We start from the raw sequence: 17910 nt of genomic DNA on the forward strand, positions 1-17910 counted from the left end.
GTACTGCTGCTGGCCGTACTGTCCTGCATACTGCTGATTCGCTGCGTACTGCTGGTTTGCTCCGTACTGCTGCTGACCATACTGTCCTGCATACTGCTGGTCTGCGCTATACTGCTGACCCGCATCACCCTGCTGATTCTGTGATGGCTGTGGACCATCGGCGCCGTTAGGATTCATTCCGTCCGGCATCTGATTCATGTTATTATCACTCATAATATCTCCCTTTCTGTGTGAATAACCATTATCCTTCCTCTGTAAATTTACACAAATACTTATAAAATGTAAACATTTTTTATTATCTCTTCATATTATGTAAGCAATGTGAAATGGCACGTTAACGCCTGATACGCCACATTGCCAGCACTAAAAATCAGCTTCATCGTCGAAACTGAGTCCAAGTTTTCCAAGTATTGACTTTGGAACATAAGCTTCTATAAATATGCCATCGTCCAGATATTCCTCTGTCTGGATCTCACCGTATTTGTGTATAAGTCCTGTGAGCCCTGCTTCAGAATATGCAAATGTATGCCTTATATATGACTTCTGATTTCTAAGTATTTCCTCTATCGCATTGGCAAGCTCCGGGAGTCCCTGTCCCGTGGCAGCCGAGATATACAGAGTCTTGTCCGCTCTCAGATCGCGCACACCCACCAGATCATCCTTTGATATTCTGTCTATCTTGTTGAATACAGTTATCACAGGTTTTCCCGAATTCTCATCTATCTTGAGCTGCTTTAATGTGCCGTACACCGTCTCTATGTTCTTATCCCAGTTTTCATCCGATGCGTCCACAACATGAAGGATGACATCACAGTATTTTGCCTCCTCCAAAGTGGAGCCAAAGGCCTCGACCAGATGATGCGGCAGCTTCCTTATAAAACCGACCGTATCGGTGAGCAGTATGTTCTGTCCCCCCGGCAGCTTGTATCCTCTTGTCGTAGGATCAAGGGTCGCAAATAATTTGTCTTCCTGTAATACTCCTGCCCCCGTGAGTGCATTCAGCAGGGTCGACTTGCCCGCATTTGTGTATCCTACTATGCCCACAACCGGCACAGCGCTCCTCTGTCTCTGCTTTCTCTGCTGGCTTCTCTGGGATTCAACGTTCCTGAGCTCCGCCTTCAGTCTGGAGATCCTGTCCCTTATGACTCGTCTGTCTATCTCCAGCTTCTTCTCTCCCGGTCCTCTCGTTCCGATTCCACCGCCAAGTCTCGACAATGAATCCCTCATACCAACAAGTCTGGTGGCTCTGAACTTAAGCTGTGCAAGTTCCACCTGCAGCTTGCCCTCGTAGCTTCCAGCATGTGCTGCAAATATATCGAGAATGACCATTGTCCTGTCCATAACCTTTATGTCCAGTGCGTCCTGAAGGTTCATCAACTGTGCCGGTGACAGCTCGTCATCACAGCACACTCCTGTGGCGCCCAGCTCATATATCATCTCCCTGAGCTCCTCAACCTTTCCTCTTCCCAGATACAAGTCATTTGCAATGCGGTCCCTGTTCTGCACCAGCCGTCCCACGACCTCGGCTCCGGCTGTGTCTATGAGCTCCGTGAGCTCATCCAGGGATGCCTGGATCTCCAAGGAGACCTCTTTCTGTGTATATCCACCTGTATCGGCGGCAAATATGATTATCTTTTCTTTTATCTTCTCTGCTTCGAGATCATAAATTGTACTTTTCCTGTCTGCCATGATCCACCTCTACTTTTCAACGGTGACTGTGACTGTGTGATAGGATGATCTGTTGCCGCTGCTGTCCTGCGCACAGCACACAACTGTATAGCTGCCCGCATTGGACTCCATTTTGTTAACAGCCACACATATAACGTCCTGTCCAAGACTTGTGAGTGCCTGTCCATCCAGAGTCTTGCCATTGCCATCTGTGGCCACTCCTGTCCTTATCAGTGTATCACCATCCTGTGCGTTCACATAAGATGCAACAAGATCTGCAAGCTCATCAGCCTGTCCATTGTAACTCTCCAGCTTTATCTCCACAGGAACCCTTGTTATAACAGGAGCTTCATCATCCTCCACTGTTATCTCGATACTCTTACATATCTCTCTGCCCTGATCTGTAAAGCTGTACTTTACTGTATATTTTCCCAGCTTCATATTGTCCACGGTTCCCTCAACCTTCAACTGATCCGTTACATCCTCACGCTGTGAATTGAAGGCCCATATTCCCGCCATTGTGTCATAGTTCTCGCCCTGGTTTATGCTGTGGCTCTCCGCACCGTATATCACGGCTGTTCCTGCGGTCGGATTCTCCTCAACCATGTCTGTCGGATCCCATCCGGTCTCATCAGTGTTATCCAGTCTGGTCACCGGCACAGGTCTTCCCAGCGGGCCATAATAGTCACTGTCAAATATATCAACATATGTTCCAGACTCGCAGTTCTCATATATCCATTTGGTATCTGCAACGCACAGTCTGACGCATCCCAGTGATGCCCCGGTTCCAAGCTTGTTGAATTCCCATGTCTCAAGCGAATCCTTTGTGGTGTCCAGATAAGGCACGGAATGGAACAGGGTGTCGCCATCTATCTGTGACACATACTGGCCATAACAGTTGTCAAACAGTGCAAGCCAGTCCCACTTGAGCTGTATGTTGAACAGTCCGACAGGAGTCTCTCCCACCGGTGATACCGAACAGCGCATTGCCTTTACCGGAACAGTGTAATATCCAGCAGCGTCCAGCTTGTATATAGTAACTATATTTTCCTGTCTGTTTATCTTGATGGCGTATGGACAGCCATTGTCCGCCAGATCCTCGCCATTATAATTCTCTTCCTGCTCAGTCACCGGAACCGCTATGTCCGTACATTCCACAGTTCCCTGAACCTTGAGTTCCGCAACCTTTTCTGTTGTTGCTGCTGAGGCATCGCCATTCGTATTATCACTGTCCGCCGATGTTCCTGTGGCAACCGAGTCCTTTTCATTATGATTATCCAGTTTGCTCTTAAGTCTATAGTTTTTCACAGCAAGGCCTATGACCAGTCCAAGCAGAATGACTCCCACTGCGTATAACGCAATTCTCTCGAGCTCCGCATGTCTCTTCCTGTTACGCTTATTTTTTTGTCTGTTATTCTTTTCCATATTTTCCATTTCTTTCTATAAATATATGTCAAATGTTAGTATGCACAATCAAGCCATTTTTAATCGTTACACTTTAACATAACATTTTATATAACAAAATAAAACATTTTTCTTTAAAATTAAGCAAAAACCACATTGACTTTATCGCGAACTGTTGTACAATCGAATATCAGGCGCAAAAATTAAGGAGGTTTATTATATATGAAAGATCTAACAGTCGGAAAGCCAATGAAAGTCATATGGTTATTTGCTGTTCCTATGATACTGGGACAGATCGCACAGCAGTTATACAGTTTTACAGACTCAGCCATCGTGGGCAACTACGTAAGCTCACAGGCACTCGCCGCGGTTGGCGCAACCTCAGTCATTTCGAATATGATAATAGGCTTCCTCAACAGCGGAACCATGGGGCTTGCCATCCCTATAGCCAAATACTATGGTGCAAAGGACTATCACAATATGAGAAGATGTATCGGTGCATCGGCCATCATGACACTGCTGGCATCCATTGTCCTGACCGTTCTGAGTCTCATATTTATAAGGCCTATCCTGGTACTTCTCAAAACACCAGACGACATACTGGATATGGCAGCAAGCTACGTTATAATCATAATCGTTGGAATCATATTCTGTTCATTATATAATCTGTGCGCCAACATACTGCGTGCAGTCGGAGACAGCAAGACACCTCTTATATTCCTCGGTATATCAGTTGTACTCAATATCGTTCTGGATCTTATGTTTATAAGGGCATTTGACATGGGAGTACGAGGTGCAGCCATCGCCACCGATATATCACAGGCGCTGGCGGGCATACTTGCCCTGATCTATATACTTGTGAAGGCCAAGCATCTGATTCCGGAGAAGGATGAATACTCCGTAGAGAAGAGTGACCGGTCAGACCTCATACAGTCCGCACTTGCCATGGGATTTATGAGCTGTATAGTGAACATCGGAACGGTCATACTCCAGAGAGCCATCAATGGACTCGGAACTGATATAGTAACCGCCCACACAGCGGCAAGAAAGATATTTGATATCCTCATGTTCATGTTATATATAGTAGGAAATGCCGTGACGACATATGTAAGCCAGAATATGGGCGCAGGCAGATACGACCGGGTACATCAGGGTGTGAGGGCTGCGATCATCATAAACACGATCATAACCACTGTCATGATAATATTCGGCTGGCTGCTCAGCCCGGCACTTATAAAGCTGGTTGCAGGTACATCTGCCAGTGCCATCATAGATCCGGCCGTGAGATATGTAAGGATCGGCGTGACGTGCTTCTATGTACTTGGTCCTCTGTTCGTCCTGAGATGTGCAATGCAGGGAATGGGCAGGAAGATCGTTCCGGTCATGTCATCCACTATAGAGCTGATCGGCAAGGTACTTGCGGTTATGATACTCACTCCAAGACTTGGATATCTGGGTGTTACCATCACAGAGCCTATCATCTGGTTCTGCTGTACGCTGATGCTCTCTATAATGTATCTCACAACCCCTGTGGAGAAGCTTGTTGAGAAGAGACGTGCTGCAAACTGATATTGCATACAAATATAAACCAACAAATAAAGCCCCACTGCCGGTGGTCTTCATCACCGCCGACAGTGAGGCTCTTTGTATGGCTAAAATGAGTATTACTTCTTATCCTTTTTGATAACGATATAGCCTGCACCAGCCATGATAAGTGATGCTATCATTATCGCAAACATTACGTCTACAGGTGACTTATCTCCTGTATTTACCACGTTCTGTCCATTTCCACCTGTGCTTCCATCCGTTGTTGCTGCTGTGGTAGCCTCAGTTGTCTTGTCGTCATTGCCAGGCTTCTCAGTTGTTGGAGCCTCGGTAGTCTGATCCTCTGTGGTTGGATTCTCTGTTGTTGGATCTTCTGTTGTTGGATCGTCCTTACCCGGATCTGCCTCATCCTTATTTACCAGTGACTTGTCTGTTATGATAAGTCCATTCTTGTCCACTGGATTCTTCTTGAGCATATCATCTGTGAGCTTCACTGCCTGGATTCCATCAAAGTAGATAGTTGAGTCAACTGTCCACTTGCCAGTGTGATCCTCCGGCACGATCGAGTTGCACCATACAGCAAATTTGACTATATCCGATGCATCGAGTGTACCACCCTTCTTACCCTTGAATGAGCTGAATGGAATAGTAACATACTGTGCCTTTGTTCCCTTTACAAAATCTGTGAGGTATACCTCAAATTCCTCGCCGCTTCCATCTGTGATCTGGATCACAAGCTTCTGTCCCATACCGTCCGGCTGTACCCACATCTCAAGCGCATTATACTTTGAGAAATCATTGTTTGTAAGCTCTGACTTAATCCTTCCTGTCCACACCTCTGATCCATTTGTCTCAAGCTTATACTTGAACGCACCGCCGTATGTGCCACCGTTCTTATGTGTCTTGTTAAGAACAAAGCTTGAGCTGCATCCTGCGGCTGAGTTAGATGTGTATGTGGAATCCAGAAGTCCGTCGCTTCCTGAATAGTACTCGAAGTCCTCGATGACATTTGCAGGAGCCTTATCCTTGGCCTTTCCAAGGCTTATGTGTGACAGCTGTGCGAGCTGCTCGCCATCTGCCAAGAGTGTGATGGTTGCTGTATCTGTCTTTCCAAGCTTGCTGAGATTCTTCTCTGTAAGATCAGCCGTGTAAAGTGTTGGCTCTGATCCTGCAGCGGCAATCTCGGCTCCAGCCTCAGCGTTGAGTGTAAGCTTAACACCTGTATCAGGATTGTTGATAATGAACTGAACCTTTGATGCATTCTTAACACCAGCCTTGAGTGTTGTCGCCTTGAGGATGGTATCTCTGTCAAATGGATATACCATGTAACCCATCTGGCCCGTGTATGTATTTGCAGATACTCCTGCAAGGGTTCCCATGTTGTTGTAGAATCCTGTGTCTCCACCAAATATTGATGAGTCGTCGTTATAATACTTTATGAAGTCATTGATAAGCTCCTGTCCATGTGTAGCATCATACTTGTATGGTACATAGAAGTTGCTGTCTCCGAAGTTTGCCCATACAAGGTAGTATGGCATGTTGTTCTTCTTCGCAATGTCGTTGACTTCCTGATACCAGTTCTTTCCTGAAGCCTCTGTTCCAACCGGATTACCCTTTACGAGAAGTCCCTCGTTGTCTGAACCGTCCTTCTTCATGACTCTGACACCGCACTCAGCGATGGCTGGTATCTTGCCTCTCTTTGCAGCTATTGATGACACGATATTACATGTTGTATCAAGACTGTCAAAGAAAGAGTTGTCTGCTGCTGCAGGGTACGAATTGTAATCGTTGTAATAGTCAAATGCAAGGATATCTACATACTCATCGCCTGGATAGTATGACACGTAAGCTGCCTCTGATGTTACAGGTCCGTTTGGCGAGTATACCCAGAGAAGGTTGTGTACACCGCTCTGCTCCATGTAATCCTTGGTATATCTGTAGAGAGACTTGTATGTCTCAGCTGTGTTCATTGATCCCCACCAGAACCAGCTTCCTGTATTCTCGTGGAATGGTCTGATCATGATAGGTATTCCGGCAGCCTGAAGCTGTGATGCGTAGTCTGCGATCACATCGAGGTAAGCTGTAAATACCTCATTGTACTCTCCACCTGGGAGAATCTGCTTTACTATGTCATTTGATAGATCCTTGGACTCTGAGAAATCACATCCGTAGAAACTGTATGTTCCATCCGAGTTCTTCACTATCTTGGAGCTGGAGAAGTTTGGCATATGCATTGACAATGACACGATCGCACCATTTGCCGCTGCAGTCTTGCTGTATGCCACTGAGTTTGCCAGTGCCGAAGCCGCGTCTGAACCGCCTGCCTCCGAGCCTGTAACTGCCAGTGAGTCGATTCCGAACACACCGCTGACCTGTCCAGTCACATCATATACATCACCGAGTGACGCCTGTGGATTTACGCTTCTGCTCACATCATTCTGATGTCCGAACAGAACCTGATCACTGTTCATGAGCGTATTCAGGTATGCCGCAAGTGCCTTTGCACTGTCTGCTGCATTCGCATCGCTCACTCTAACTGATGATGGCATCTGTGAAAGATCCACTGGTGAACCAGCACCAGGAGTCTCTGTTATCTCGACAAAATCCTTTGTTGTATCTGCTTGTGACAGAACAAGATTATCAAGATATACATTTCCCTTAAAGCTTGTGCTGCTTCCTATGATTCCTATTGTCACATCTCTGAGTGGTTTATCTGTAGGAGTAAATCCCATAGTAACTGTAACCTTCTTTAATCCATCGCCGATATCCTCTGCATCATCATCGATGGTCGTATCTTTATTTATTATTCCATCTGCAAAAAACTTGATCTTGCTTCCCTTGAGCTTTGCCGGGTAGATTATATCCACACTGAGCTGGTTGTACTGGCTCACATCCATAGCCTCTGTAGGAACACACTTAACCTTTGCCTCACTCCATGAGGAAGTTGAATCTGCTGAGTAGTCAACAGAAACCTTAAGTCTCTCATTTGCACTGTCATATGATATGTCAGGTGTGGCATTACCGGCCTTGTTGGCTGCATCGCCGTGCTTGTATGCATATCCGGCCTCTGTGCTCCACTTGTCATAATCCTCAGCCGATGAGAGATCTGAGATCACAGCAGGATCTCTCTGCTCAAGTCCGCCGCTGCTCTCCTTAACATCAAGTACCTTAACGTTGCTTATTGTGATCTTGCCAGCATATGCTGAGTTAGAATTGTACTGGAATACGATCTCCTGTACATTTCCCACCTCTGATACATCAAATGCAAATGATATATCGCACTTGCCATCGACAAAGTTCTCAGCCTTGATGAACGGATAGTCGCCTGACTTGGCGTAATCCCAGCTGTCGCCTGTCTTCATGGCACATGCAAGCTGGATCGCATTGTATGATCCGTCTGATGCCTCAGCGCCGTCAAGGCCTGATATATCGCCATCAAGTGAAACTGTAGCTGTAAGCTTTGCCTTTGCTCCAACTTTGACATTGTCTACTGTAGGAAGATCTGTATAGCTTTCTGTATCATTGCTGGCAAATGCCTTGTCTGTCCACTTTGCATCGCTCGCTGTGTCAAATACAAGGCTTGCATCTGCGAAGTTTCCAGCCTCTGTCTCAGTTGTAGTCGGCTTCTTGCCACTCTCTACCTTGTCAACTGCAACGCCGCCGATGAGAACCTTTCCTGTAAATGCTGAGTTTGCATTGTACTGGAATACGATCTCCTGAACATCGCCTGCATCCACTCCGTTAAAGTTGAACTCTACGCTGCACTTGCCATCTGTAAAGTTCTCACTCTTTAAGAATGGATAGTCATCTGACTTGACATATGTCCAGCTGTCGCCTGCCTTGATAGCGCAAGCAAGCTGGATCGCATTATATGATCCGTCTGACGCCTCAGCACCGTCAAGGCCTGATATATCGCCATCAAGTGAAACCGTAGCTGTGAGTTTCACCTTTTCACCTACAGTTGCACCCTCTATTCTCGCCATATCAGCATATGTATCGCTGTCATTGCTGGCGTACGCCTTATCCTTCCATGTCGTATCTGAAGCAGCGTCAAATGTGAGAACTGCATCTGAACTGCTCCATACTGTATTGTCTGTGATCGAAGGTGCTGCCACACCTGTCACATTTCCTGTTGCTGATGATCCGCCACCTGGCTCTTCTCCACCACCAGGCTCCTCTCCTGAATCATCACTCTGAATCTCTACATCAGATATTGATATTGTTCCAGTATATGCAGAGTTTGAATTGTACTGGAATATTATCTCGTTCGCAGCTCCTGTATCCTCCACATCAAATGCAAATGATACCTGTGTCTTGCCATCTGTAAAATTTTCCGCTTTAAGGAATGGATAATCATCAGACTTGGTGTATGTCCATCCATCGCCAGTCTTGATTGCACAGGAAAGCTGGATCGCATTATACGTTCCGTCAGCAGCCTCCGCACCATCCAATCCTGAAAAATCCCCATTAAGTGTTACATTTGCCGTGAGCACAGCCTTTTTACCCACAGACACATCATCGATCCTGCCTAACTCTGGGTATGTACCTTCATCATTGCTGGCATAAATTTTATCTGTCCACTTGGCATCTGCGCCAGTGTCAAATACCAGTTTGTCTGTAGTGATGCTCCACGCCATTTCCGCAGACGGATCTGCTGCATCAGCTGAGACTATTGCCCCTGCACTTCCCCAGAATGAGCCAACCATTGCAACTGCACATGTCACAGCAACAAGTCTTGTTCTAAATCTCACCATATTTCCTTACCCTTTCTTTTTTGTGATATTCCTCCACTTTACTCACCACGAACAGCCTAATTCGTGATTAATATTTATACATATACTTATATTAACTCATTTTTTAATTGTTGAACATGTCATTAATTACCGAATATTTAAGTTGTTTTTTATTGCTTTTGCACGCCATATTAGTCAATAATTTAAGTTATTTGCAATTAATATTAGTTTCTTGTTACCGCACGGATTGTTACAGCTCGCAGAGCGGGCAATCAGTGGTTTAACACACGTTGTAATTAATACATAAAAAAGCCAGCTGGCATAATACCAACTGGCTTTATATTAGTTTATTCATTTTTCAAATATTGAAGTATCTAATCAAAATATCTGAATGCTTCCACACATGCCATTGATTCTTCCACTATATTATAAATATCTATGAAAAAATTCGTTGTGCCTAGAGATTAAACTTACCGGAATATAAACTATCAGGGTACGAATTGCATCTACTCATAACATGCACTGCATGAACTTGTATATGTACCAACCTCTTATAAGCACTGGTCTTGCGGTATGTGATATGACCTGATGCCCTTGAAACACCACTCATATCTTGTGTTGTGAACAATCACGATGGATCAAATCTGGTATCAAATACCTGCGTCCTGGCACTTCAATCATGCTATATACAGCATCTACATGTGGACTGATTCAAGATTTATCTTAAAGGCATCTCGTGTGGAAACAACTTCCCAGTTCTGAGTTACCATCATGATAAAAATGTTCTTCAATTGTCTCCAACGGAACCTCCTCCTTTCGTGAACTTGTACCACGGATCTCTGTTTCCTGCGCACCATGTGTAAAGTCTTTTTCACGATTCTATAAATCTCTGAGATAACTTCGTACATGTTACGTGTCACGGGTGACAATCTATGGTGTGCCATCTGTATCTTTTTCAAATGGCCGTTCTTTAATGTACCTTTATTATACATGATGCAAGGCAAATCGTCAACATATTTTTTGACAATTTATCAATTTTATTGTCATTGTTGTTGCGTTTTATCACCAAATTGTCTTTTATGTATATAATTGCGTGAATATTATACACATTTCATCTGTCCATCTTCTATCCTTACGATACGATCGGCCTGATCTGCTATATTTCCATCGTGAGTAACCATAATTATAGTCTGTCCATCTTCACTCTGCAGTTCTCTAAGCAGTCTCAGGACTTCTTTTCCTGATTGAGAGTCCAGATTTCCGGTAGGTTCATCGCAGAGCAACACTTTTGGTTTGTGTATGAGCGCTCTGGCTATCGCAACCCTCTGCTGCTGTCCACCGGACAACTGTGACGGATAATGTGTCAGTCTCTCTGAAATTCCAAGTTTTTCAGTAAGCTTATCAAAGTACTCCTCATCTACCTTAACCTTATCTATCATCATTGGCAGGAATATATTTTCCTTTGCTGTCAGCTCTGGCACCAGATTGAAGAACTGGAATACGAAACCTATATTTTTTCTGCGGAATTTTGCAAGCTGTGCATCTGAATATCTGAGTATATCTTCATCATCATAGAATATCTCTCCTTCTGCCTTTGTATCCAGTCCGCCCATCAGATGCAGCAATGTTGACTTTCCACTGCCTGATGTTCCTATAATCGCCGTAAATTTTCCATACTCAAATTCCACGTTACAGTTGCGAAGTGCATGAACAGCATTTGTTCCTTCACCATACGTCTTATTTAAATCCTTTATCTGAATCATATGCATCGTCCCCCTTACTCTTTTTCAGCCAGATCATCAATTATCTCTTCCGATTTCTTCTTATGAATGACCAGCACCGTAATAATCGTCGAAATCACAGCAAGGAATGTTCCTATCAGTACCAACGCTCTTCCCACAGGGACAACAAATATCTCGCTGTCGAATAGAAATACATGCTGGAGTCTCGTTACCTCTTTTATAACATCTGCATCGACGTTCCATAAATCTGTCTCCGGCCAGTTGAACATGTTTAGCGCCTGTTCGTACTTGTAGCGCAAAAGCCATCTCATGCCATACACCATACCGGCTCCGACAGCACATGATACCAGGGCATTTCTTATGTTATGCCATATAAACGTCATGTTCCATGAGCGCTTCTCCATTCCAAGAGCCCGCATGATCGCCACGTTCCGCCTGCCATTCTGGTAACGCATGGTGACAAGTTCCCAATATCCCCATGCCGCCATGATAAGAAGAATAAAGAACAGACATATTGTGCTCGCATACTGTGATATATATGCCTCACGATACTCCTTATCACACTCATCTATCGTTGTATCCTGAGTTCCATTGAAGAGTCCAATATGTCAGCAAACCTGGATACAACTCTATCAATATCTCCCCTGTTGCTTAGAGATATATATGTAACGTCATAACATGTCTTAAACATCCCAATACTGACTGCTGTGTCCTGTGAGGCCACTATTGCATATCCATACTGTGAAGCTCTGCCAAGACCTGCATACAATATCGGATCGCTCTCCTTTGTGGTCTCCGGAATCACAATTATCGCATCCACGATTTCAACAGTCTCCTTGTATTCGCCTTTTCCGTTCACTGTCATTGTATGCATTACATCGCCTATCTTATATGGCGACTCCGCGGTCATTCCGTCATATTCATATTCAACACACGCCACACCATTTTCATGGGTACCTATTGACCCCTCTTTTACATATTTATCCAGCTTTCTCATTCCGTTATCATCCAGCCATATCGCTGGAACGTTGAAATAAAATCTATCGTCTGCATGATAGAATTCTTCTGTATCTTCCGGAAACTGGACCTCCGCCTGCCACAATCCATCCGGAATATCCTCGTCATTTCTATCATAAAATATATCAAAGCCATCGTTTGTGGAGAAACTCTCTATTGACTTTACTTCGTTCATATCCGCAATGCTCTTGCGCCCATCCTCAGTAAGTCCTGTATCTGTAAGCAATACTCCACCAGTAATCCCCGACCCCTGATCATAAAGGCATATATCTACATCACTGGTTTCCATATCCAATTGTCCATATGTATAATATGTGTCTCTGTCCAGATCATCATTGTGAAAATATCCTTTTCCCTTGCCGTCCATAGAGCAGAATGCGTAGCACATCACCGCCGCAAACAGGATCAGGGCAACAGACAACATCTGCATTATATTTGCAAATGGAATACCGGAAACCACCGATTTGATTCTCCCGAATGATCTCACACGATCTCTTCTTATAAGTCTTCTTGATTTTATATGAAGGTATATATAAAAAAGTAAATATCCAAGAGTAAATGTACCTGTTGCACACACAACAGAGATTACAAATGGATTTTCTGTAATCTGCTGTACACACCACTCCACTGTATAACCGCGCAATTTAGGCAGCCTCAGAAAACGACTTTGAATCTCGAGTATGACCTCATATACAGTGATTCCAACGACTCCGCCGCATATCACTCCTGAAACCAGCAGGATTCCCCATTCCAATATATGTATCCAAGCCACTTTAATCCGGCTGGCTCCTATATCTCTCACGATATCCAGGGATTTCTGCCTCTCGCTCATAACAGTTATCATCACGCCAAACAGGGATATAGCCGACAAGATCACAGCAATAACACTGAAATATAGTATTCCCTGGACAGAGTCCGACAGATAACTTTCGCTGTTAAGCTTCTCGTTTCCAAGGGTAATGTTGCAGATATCTTCTGCAGCCGATCTGCTGCGGCCGGATCTTGGCCATATTCCAGTTTTGTCATAATAATCCTGCGCAAACTCTTCCATAGCGCTCTCCGACTGCTCTGTTATCTCGTCATCACCATACAGTGAGACAGCAGTATATACGAATGTATTCTCATCCAAATCACAGTCATCCCGCCACAGATATATAGTTGGCATCTGTACTTCCGAAAGGTCAGATCCCCAGTCTACTCTGTTCTCCTTAAGATCTCTTCTGCTGTCTGTACACAATACACCTGTGATAGTAAACGTAATCTGTCCCACATGTCTACCTGTTCTCAACAGATATGTATCATCCAAATCGTAACTGTCAAATGTTACTTCCTTTCCAACATACGAGTCAGGATCAACAGTAAAAAACATATCCTCCAACACATAATCGTACACTGCTGCCTCCCCGGTTTTTTCAGGGAATCTTCCCGACGAAAGCTTTACATACTCAAGCTCCTCTGCCGTATCGTCAATATATGTACCATATGTATACTGTGTTTTGTCATTTCCCAGCTTTCCACATATAGCCGTACGCCCGATCATGCTGACCCTTTTGTCTTGTGACATCTCCTCATATGCATCACTGCCAAGATTGCTATACAGGTAAAATGTCTTACTACTTCCCCGCAGCTTGTCATCATACTGCCGTCTACATTCTGTTCTCTCCATCAAAAGTGCAATCAACAGGAAAGCCGTTAATATCACTATCGAGGTAAGCATGCTCGCAAACTGCTTTTTATGATATCTCCAGTATTTTGTTATCAGAAATAAGTTTGTTTTCATATGTCCCCCCTATCTTAAATTATCCCCCATGTTGTCCCTGCTTTTATAATAAACTTATATACATATATTCCGCAATATATGGGAATCTTAAATCTTCTTCAAAAAAATAACAGGAGCCCTACATATGAGACTCCTGTTATTTGACATTTTATATTAGTGCCTGATATTTTACTGGTGATAATAACTCAGGAAATCAGCCAGCTTTGCGGTTGCCTCCTTGAGTATCTCCATATTTGGAAGATATACTATCCTGAAGTGATCCGGATCCTTCCAGTTAAATCCCGTTCCGCATGTGACGAGGATGTGCTTATCTCTCAGAAGATCAAGAGCGAACTGTTCATCATTTGTGATGTTGAACTTCTCCTTGTCAAGTTTCGGGAATATGTAGAACGCTGCCTCCGGCTTAACCACACTTATTCCCGGTATATCGCAGAGTGCTTTGTATATATACTCCCTCTGATCATAGATCCTTCCTCCCGGCAAGAGCAGCTCATCTGCACTCTGGTAGCCTCCAAGACAGGTCTGAACTATACTCTGAGCAGGAACATTCGAGCAAAGTCTCATGGATGACAGGAGGTTAAGTCCCTCTATGTATCCCTTCACATTGCTCTTGTTTCCACACAGACACATCCAGCCAACTCTGTAACCTGCAACTCGGTGGGACTTGCTCAGTCCGTTAAAGCTTATGGTGAAAAGATCTGGTGCCAGAGATGCAAGAGCTACATGCTCCTTATCGTCCATGACAAGTCTGTCATATATCTCATCAGCAAAAAGGATAAGCTCATTCTCCCTTGCAACCTGAACTATCTGCTCAAGAACCTCCTTTGGATAGAGAGCTCCTGTAGGGTTGTTAGGGTTGATGACTACGATTCCTTTTGTTCTTGAGGTTATCTTCTTCTTGATATCTTCTATATCCGGATACCAGTTGGACTGCTCATCGCAGAGATAATGAACCGCTGTTCCTCCTGCCAGGTTGACAGATGCTGTCCACAATGGATAGTCTGGCATTGGGACAAGTATCTCATCACCAGAATCCAGCAGCCCCTGCATGGACATGGTAATAAGCTCGCTGACTCCATTTCCTGTGTATATGTCATCGATTCCTACATTTGGAATATTCTTCAGCTGGCAGTACTGCATGATTGCCTTTCTTGCAGAAAAAAGTCCCTTTGAATCTGAATATCCCTCAGTATCTCTGAGATTATATGCCATATCCCTGACCACCTCATCAGGCGCCATAAGTCCGTGCGGTGCAGGATTTCCTATGTTCAGCTTGAGGACATTTACCCCTTCAGCCACCATTCTGTTTGCCTCGTCCATAACAGGACCTCTTATGTCGTAACACACATTGTCAAGCTTTGATGATTTTTCGAATTTTCTCATGATACACACTCCTTTATATCTCTTGATCCCTTGTTGTCTGTGTTTGCTGATTGTTGGTTTTAACCTGCGTTTTCTTCGAGATTACTCCGCATCTGCCGATGCTCCCGAGCAAGCTCGTGCATCGCAGCAGCTTGTCACCCTGAAAACGCAAAAAGCCCTAAGCATACTTATAATATGCTTAGGGCGAACTTTCTTGTCCGTGTTACCACCTAAATTCAGGAACTTATTCCTGCTCTCAGCCGACAGCCATCACTATCGTTGTTCCTATAACGTGGAACCTTCCGTTGACCACTACCCGGAAATCTTTCGCGGTCACAGCTCGGGGACTGCTTCCTTAAGGTGTCCTATAGGCTCGCACCAAACGCCTACTCTCTGAAGTGACAGTGACTTAAGTACTCCTTCCTGTCTTTGCCTTTTTCTGATTTTTAGGATAGCATTCTGATGTCGTGTTGTCAAACAGTTTTTTTATTTCATAAATGCACACTCATCCTCGTTACAGAGTATTCCCTCTGGATTGTACATATTCATATGGAATACATGACCACTGTCAGGATTGTTCTGTCCATACGCTTTTGTGATATGTGCAATTCCAACTTTGTTCAGCACCTCATCCAACACTTTTGTATGTGATGACAGATCATCATTTACACTGTACATGAGATACGCCTCCGGGAAATCAGCATTTACATAATCAAGCTGATCCTTAAACAGCTTGTACTGTTCCTCAGTCACAGCATTTTTCAGATACCATGCGGATACATTGTCATTTCTCTCTGCCATATTGTATGCACCACAGTTAAGGCAGACCTTCTTAGGCAGTAGATCATATGTGAAGAAATCAAGCTTTTCCCTGTAATCACTGTTTGATGCTATGATGCAATAATTTGCCGTGAGCTGTGCCCCCGCCGAATCACCGACCATATAGAAGTTATCCATATCTATTCCAAGTATCTGGGAATTTTCGTGAATGTATCTCACCATATACGCCACATCCTCTATAGCAGCAGGATATTTGTTCTGCGGTGACAATCTATAGTTGAAGTTCACCACCACATACCCGTGCTCCGCAAGAAGACAGCAATAGTGGCTGTACAGTTCCTTATCACCATAGAACCAGCCTCCGCCATGCACGCTCACTATCACCGGATATTTTCTGTTTTCATCTGACATATATGATATAGGAACACAGATATCCATGTAGCTGTTGGATGTATAGCTTGCAGAATCCACGTCTGCGGCATCCCCAGAATCGGCAAATCTTACAACATTTCTCTCTAATCCTTCACATCTGCTCTTTGGAGTTTCATCAGCCTCATACGTTAAATCAACTGTGTCATTCAAGATCTCTTTGTTCTGTAACTGTACACTGTTATCACTGTCATTTGTATGCTGACCTTTGTTCCATATTTCAATCAGCTCATTGAAACGAACCTCATCAAATTCCTTTTTGTAATCCAGATTCTTTATCTGTACAACATTTGCCGGATATTCAAGACCTTCATCCCTCACCGCATCATTTGCTTTCCATGCATGACGCATATTTACCCATGCCGGAAGATTCTTGTCCACCGCACCTCGGCTGAATATCTCTGCTACGTTCTTCATCATTCTTTCTCTGTCCATAATTTCCTCCATTATTTTAATCTCTGTGCTGTATCCTGAAATAGTCCAGGTACTTTTTAAACTTATCCTGCGCAGTAAGGCAGGTATCCCGCAGATATCCTCTTTCTCTATTCCATTCTGAAAGTCCTCTATAATAATACCATTTGAGATCTTCATCTATGATAAATGGAATTATATCATATTTCAGACACTCCTTGAACAATATCAGCCTGCCAACCCTGCCATTGCCATCTTGAAACGGATGAATACTTTCAAATTCATGGTGAAAATCCAGAATATCATCTAGTGTCTTTTCATTGAGCTTGCGGTATCTTGCAAGGAGATTTTTCATTTTCTCTGGAACTTCTTCCGGCAAAGCCGTATCATGACCGCCCACCTCATTCGGAACTTTCTTGTAATCTCCCACCGCAAACCATTCTTTTCGTGAGTCCTGAGTTCCATTCTTGAGAATCAAATGCAATTCCTTTATCATTTTCTCACTTAATAAGTTCTTTGCATCATCGATCACCAGATCTATACACCTGAAATGATTGGTCGTCTCGACTATATCGTCAACATTTATCGCCTGATCACTCACGCCTATAGTATTTGTCTCATATATATACCGTGTCTGATCATGACTGAGCCTGCTGCCCTCTATATGATTGGAATTGTAAGTGAGATCCACCTGTATCTTATGATAAATGCCACCTTTAATTCCATTTTTTTCTCTTCTCTCAGCACAGTCAGCAGCTCCCGGTTCTCTTCTCCCGCAGATTGACGCATTGGTTTCTGCGCAGAATCCGGTATATTCCACGTCTTTCCCGTCAGAAAAGCCCCAGGAATCTTATCATGAGCGCAGTAATTTCTAACGGTTCGTTCTGACACATTCCATTTTTTTGCAGTCTCTGCAACTGAAATATAACCCATGAAAATCCCTCCTTTTACGCAATGGGCTTTTATCATCTGCACAGTGTTTTGTATAGAGATAGTATATGCCGTTACCGGCAAGAAATCAACTTTTTCAAGATTTGAA

General features: G+C 44.0%; 10 protein-coding genes, 1 pseudogene and 1 other annotated feature. Of the genes and pseudogenes, 1 reads left to right on the forward strand and 10 read right to left on the reverse strand.

The window, feature by feature from the left end; translation table 11 throughout:
* From CCU_RS08885 to CCU_RS08895, 3 genes are all read right to left on the reverse strand, one after another.
* Positions 1–213 (reverse strand): hypothetical protein (locus tag CCU_RS08885; protein ID WP_208896132.1); only part of this gene is annotated, 213 nt, incomplete at its 3' end.
* Positions 214–363: 150 nt separating this feature from the next.
* On the reverse strand, positions 364–1689 hold the full coding sequence (gene hflX / locus CCU_RS08890; protein WP_015534373.1) for a GTPase HflX: 1326 nt from the start codon (positions 1687–1689) through the stop codon (positions 364–366).
* A gap of 9 nt (positions 1690–1698) precedes the next feature.
* On the reverse strand, positions 1699–3093 hold the full coding sequence (locus tag CCU_RS08895) for a L,D-transpeptidase family protein (RefSeq protein ID WP_015534374.1): 1395 nt from the start codon (positions 3091–3093) through the stop codon (positions 1699–1701).
* 201 nt (positions 3094–3294) lie between these two features.
* Between CCU_RS08895 and CCU_RS08900 the strand changes: the two genes are divergently transcribed.
* Positions 3295–4641, forward strand: coding sequence for an MATE family efflux transporter (locus CCU_RS08900; protein ID WP_015534375.1), 1347 nt, complete (start codon positions 3295–3297; stop codon positions 4639–4641).
* Positions 4642–4736: 95 nt separating this feature from the next.
* Here CCU_RS08900 and CCU_RS08905 read toward each other — a convergent pair whose 3' ends face one another.
* The 7 genes and pseudogenes from CCU_RS08905 to CCU_RS08935 all read right to left on the reverse strand — a co-directional run bounded on the left by CCU_RS08905 (position 4737) and on the right by CCU_RS08935 (position 17804).
* Entirely contained in the window at positions 4737–9371 is a 4635-nt protein-coding gene (locus tag CCU_RS08905) for a glycosyl hydrolase (RefSeq protein ID WP_015534376.1), read from the reverse strand.
* A gap of 1079 nt (positions 9372–10450) precedes the next feature.
* The gene (locus tag CCU_RS08910; RefSeq protein ID WP_055280349.1) at positions 10451–11119 is read right to left on the reverse strand and encodes an ABC transporter ATP-binding protein; all 669 of its coding nucleotides are present in this window, start codon (positions 11117–11119) and stop codon (positions 10451–10453) included.
* Positions 11120–11127: 8 nt separating this feature from the next.
* Positions 11128–11547: an FtsX-like permease family protein gene (locus CCU_RS08915; RefSeq protein WP_208896134.1), complete on the reverse strand. Its 420-nt coding sequence runs from the start codon at positions 11545–11547 to the stop codon at positions 11128–11130.
* A 113-nt stretch (positions 11548–11660) separates the two neighbouring features.
* Positions 11661–13889 (reverse strand): ABC transporter permease, encoded by a 2229-nt coding sequence (locus CCU_RS08920; RefSeq protein ID WP_015534379.1) that lies wholly within the window; start codon positions 13887–13889, stop codon positions 11661–11663.
* Positions 13890–14057: 168 nt separating this feature from the next.
* Positions 14058–15272: an aminotransferase class I/II-fold pyridoxal phosphate-dependent enzyme gene (locus CCU_RS08925; protein WP_015534380.1), complete on the reverse strand. Its 1215-nt coding sequence runs from the start codon at positions 15270–15272 to the stop codon at positions 14058–14060.
* 176 nt (positions 15273–15448) lie between these two features.
* Positions 15449–15690: a binding site (T-box leader), on the reverse strand.
* Positions 15691–15737: 47 nt separating this feature from the next.
* Entirely contained in the window at positions 15738–16895 is a 1158-nt protein-coding gene (locus CCU_RS08930) for an alpha/beta hydrolase (RefSeq protein ID WP_015534381.1), read from the reverse strand.
* A gap of 16 nt (positions 16896–16911) precedes the next feature.
* Positions 16912–17804: pseudogene (locus CCU_RS08935) on the reverse strand (Fic family protein).
* Between the last annotated feature and the right edge of the window lie 106 nt (positions 17805–17910).

It is taken from the genome of Coprococcus sp. ART55/1 (assembly GCF_000210595.1).
In the GTDB taxonomy this organism is placed as follows: domain Bacteria; phylum Bacillota; class Clostridia; order Lachnospirales; family Lachnospiraceae; genus Coprococcus; species Coprococcus aceti.

Coding starts and splice junctions, on each gene's coding strand:
- hflX (WP_015534373.1), bottom strand. CDS start 1,689: ATGGCAGACAGGAAAAGTACAATTTATGATCTCGAAGCAGAGAAGATA.
- CCU_RS08915 (WP_208896134.1), bottom strand. CDS start 11,547: ATGCGTTACCAGAATGGCAGGCGGAACGTGGCGATCATGCGGGCTCTT.
- CCU_RS08895 (WP_015534374.1), bottom strand. CDS start 3,093: ATGGAAAAGAATAACAGACAAAAAAATAAGCGTAACAGGAAGAGACAT.
- CCU_RS08920 (WP_015534379.1), bottom strand. CDS start 13,889: ATGAAAACAAACTTATTTCTGATAACAAAATACTGGAGATATCATAAA.
- CCU_RS08930 (WP_015534381.1), bottom strand. CDS start 16,895: ATGGACAGAGAAAGAATGATGAAGAACGTAGCAGAGATATTCAGCCGA.
- CCU_RS08910 (WP_055280349.1), bottom strand. CDS start 11,119: ATGCATATGATTCAGATAAAGGATTTAAATAAGACGTATGGTGAAGGA.
- CCU_RS08925 (WP_015534380.1), bottom strand. CDS start 15,272: ATGAGAAAATTCGAAAAATCATCAAAGCTTGACAATGTGTGTTACGAC.
- CCU_RS08900 (WP_015534375.1), top strand. CDS start 3,295: ATGAAAGATCTAACAGTCGGAAAGCCAATGAAAGTCATATGGTTATTT.
- CCU_RS08905 (WP_015534376.1), bottom strand. CDS start 9,371: ATGGTGAGATTTAGAACAAGACTTGTTGCTGTGACATGTGCAGTTGCA.